The organism is Frankia sp. CcMO1, assembly GCF_977945845.1.
Window position 1 is genome coordinate 1 of record NZ_CDWTMG010000365.1, and the last position, 3,234, is coordinate 3,234.

The following is a 3,234-nucleotide window of genomic DNA, read 5'->3' on the forward strand; positions in this document are numbered from 1 at the left end:
GAGTAGCAGCTTGCCGAAGAACTCACCGCCGAGCAGCTGCTCGAAGGCGGCCCGGGCATCGGCCAGCGGGCGCACCTCGTGGATCAGCGGCCGCACCCCGGTCCGTTCCGCGAACGCGACGAGGTCGACCAGCTCGTCCCGGCTCCCCATGGTGGAACCGATCACCGACAGCTGGAGGAAGAAGATCCGGGTGAGGTCCGCCGGCGGGTTCGGACCACTGGTGGCGCCCGAGACCACGATGCGCCCGCCGGGGCGCAATGCCTTCACCGAGTGACCCCAGGTGGCGGCGCCGACGGTCTCGATGACCGCGTCGACCCGGCGCGGCAGCCGGGCACCGGGGTCGAGAACCTCGTCGGCGCCGAGGGCGGCCGCCCGCTTCCGCTTGGTCTCGTCCCGCGAGGTCACGAAGACGGTGTGCCCGGCGGCCTTGGCGATCAACAGCGCCGCGGTGGCCACCCCCCCACCGGCTCCCTGGATGAGCACGGTGCCGCCGCCCCCGGCGGGCAGCCCCGCCCGGGAGACGACCATCCGGTAGGCAGTGAGCCAGGCGGTCGGCAGGCAGGCGGCCTCCTCCCACGACAACCCGGCGGGCTTCGGGATCAGGTTGCGCCGCGGCACGGCGACCCGCTCGGCAAGGGTTCCCGGGTACAGCTCGGACAACAGGGTCCGCTTCGGGTCCAGCGTCTCGTCCCCCCCGCCCGCTGTCGGATCACCGATCACGCTGTGGACGATGACCTCCTGCCCGTCGGGGGTCACCCCGGCGGCGTCACAGCCGAGGATCATCGGGAGCCGATCCGCCGGCAGGCCCACTCCACGCAGGCTGAACAGGTCGTGATGGTTGAGCGAGGCGGCCCGCACCGTGACGGTGACCCACCCGTCGAGCGGCGCGGGTTCGGGCTGCTCCCCGATGGCCAGGCCGTCGAGCGGAGAATCGGGGTGGAGGGACACGGCGGCGGCGGCTAGCACCCTTCGAACCTACGGCTACCGGCGTGCAGACGCGAGCGAGGCCGACCGGCGCGGATCTGCTCAGGACAACCGACAGGCGACGCCACGGACGAAGGGGACCATCCGGGCCGGCAACCGCGCCTGCCACGCCGGTGTGCTGAACTCGACACCGTGGGAACAACAAGGGTGGACGTCCAATGGTAAACGGGCCGTGGTGACCCACGAGGACATGCCCGACTCGCCGCGCAGAAACGGGTCGAGCCGGCGGCTGGGCTGGCGCCGCCGACACCCCGCGCCCATCCCGGAGGCACCCGCGACGGTCATCGTGGACGGCATACCGGTCATCACGGTGGCTCCCGCCGACTTCGTGTGCTGCTCTTACAAGGGATGTGGGACCCTGCGCCCGCTCGCGGAGGCGGCGGAGAACCGGCCCTGCCCGGGATGCGGCCGGGTCTGAGAGCACGCGGTCTCGCAAACGGCCCGGGAACGCGGCTCAGGGACCCGCAGCGGGACGCGGGGCCTCGACCGTCTAAGGGGGGAGACCCCGCGTGGCACGGGCCCCGTGGAGACGTCCAGGGACCCCGGAGAAGGTGCACCGGGATCCCTGGACGTCCTTGGCCGGCACGCCGACGATCAGCCGGCGCCGGCCCTCGTCAGCGGCGGGCCACCCCGTCCGCCCGCGCGGCCGCGGCCGTCGCCGCGGCAACGGCCGGGGCGACCCGGTCGTCGAACACGCTCGGGATGATGAGATCCTCGGCCAGCTCGTCCGCGATCACCCCGGCGAGCGCCCTCGCGGCGGCGATCTTCATGCCCTCCGTCACGCGGCTGGCCCGGACGTCGAGCGATCCCCGGAAGATTCCGGGGAAGGCGAGGACGTTGTTGATCTGGTTCGGGTAGTCGCTGCGACCGGTCGCCACGATCCGCGCGTACTTGTGGGCGACCGCCGGATCGATCTCGGGATCGGGGTTGGCCATCGCGAAAATGATCGCCTCTGGCGCCAGGGTGGCGACCGCTTCCTCCGGGACCTGCCCGGCGGACAGCCCGAGGAAGACGTCGGCGCCGGCGAGCGCGTCGGTGATGGACCCGGTCAGGCCGGCACGGTTGGTCTCGGCGGCGAGCGCGGCCTTGCTCGGGGTGAGGTTGTCCCGACCGGCGTAGAGGATGCCGCGGCTGTCACCGACCGCGATGTCCCCGATGCCGGCGGCCAGCAGGATGCGGGCCACGGCGGCGCCGGCGGCGCCCGCGCCGGACACCACGGCACGCAGATCACCGAGGGTGCGTCCGGTGAGCTTCGCCGCATTCTCCAGCGCGGCCAGCGCGACGATGGCTGTTCCGTGCTGGTCGTCGTGGAAGACCGGAATGTCGACGCGGTCCTGCAGGAGGCGCTCGATGGCGAAGCAGCGCGGTGCCGAGATGTCCTCGAGGTTGATCCCGCCGAAGCTCGGGGCGAGGCGCGCGACGGTGTCGACGATCTCCTCGACGTCCGTGCAGGCGAGGGCCAGTGGCACCGCGTCCACGTCAGCGAAGTGCTTGAACAGCGCGGCCTTGCCCTCCATCACCGGTAGGGAGGCCGCGGGGCCGATGTCACCGAGGCCGAGCACAGCCGTCCCATCGGTGACCACGGCGACGGTATTCGACCGCCAGGTGTAGTCGTCGGCGAGGGCCGGAGTCTCGGCGATGGCGGTACACACCCGCGCGACTCCGGGCGTGTAGGCCAGGGACAGGTCTTCCCGATTGTTCAGTGGAGCGGTGACGTCGATGCCGATCTTCCCTCCGCGGTGCAGGGCGAACGCGGGATCGTCGTCGGACGGCCGCGGGCTGAGCCCGGCGAGGCCCGACGTGGTGGAACCGAAAGTCGGCTGGTCAGTGGTTGCGGTCACGGAGGTTGCTCCTCGAACGAGCCGCCGGCGGACCCCGCGGCGATCGCGGTCTCACCTGGGCGGCGACTACAACATGCTCATACTCCCGTGCGGTGCGTGTTTCGCGGAAGAACAAGCCTGAGCGGTACCGCCTCATCATGTAAGGCGGGCGATCGACCGGGTGTTGCCCGGGGTTGCTTCCAATATGACATGCGCGGCCGTCTCCGCCCCCGACGGCGCTTCGCCGTCGGCGAACCGACAACGAACGTATCGGCAACGGAAACGAAACATACCGCCATGGAGAGGATGTCGGCACCCGAGGGAAGCATCACGTGATCAGAATCGGGGGTCTCCCCCCGGATACCAGCAAACCACCGACACGCCCGCCCGGGCCCAAGAGGTAATCCGTGCACAGCGGCACTTTCTGGGG

Annotated in this window: 3 protein-coding genes; 1 reads left to right on the forward strand and 2 read right to left on the reverse strand. The window is 71.2% G+C overall.

Annotated elements, in window-relative coordinates; translation table 11 throughout:
- Positions 1 to 966: zinc-binding dehydrogenase (locus AC08OU_RS23865; RefSeq protein ID WP_476605877.1), on the reverse strand; the 966-nt coding region annotated here is incomplete at its 3' end.
- Between the two features lie 190 nt (positions 967 to 1,156).
- Between AC08OU_RS23865 and AC08OU_RS23870 the strand changes: the two genes are divergently transcribed.
- The gene (locus tag AC08OU_RS23870; RefSeq protein WP_462186625.1) at positions 1,157 to 1,402 is read left to right on the forward strand and encodes a hypothetical protein; all 246 of its coding nucleotides are present in this window, start codon (positions 1,157 to 1,159) and stop codon (positions 1,400 to 1,402) included.
- Positions 1,403 to 1,598: 196 nt separating this feature from the next.
- Here the strand turns inward: AC08OU_RS23870 and AC08OU_RS23875 are convergent, their stop codons facing one another.
- Positions 1,599 to 2,825 (reverse strand): NAD(P)-dependent malic enzyme, encoded by a 1,227-nt coding sequence (locus AC08OU_RS23875; protein ID WP_476602296.1) that lies wholly within the window; start codon positions 2,823 to 2,825, stop codon positions 1,599 to 1,601.
- Positions 2,826 to 3,234: the final 409 nt, after the last annotated feature.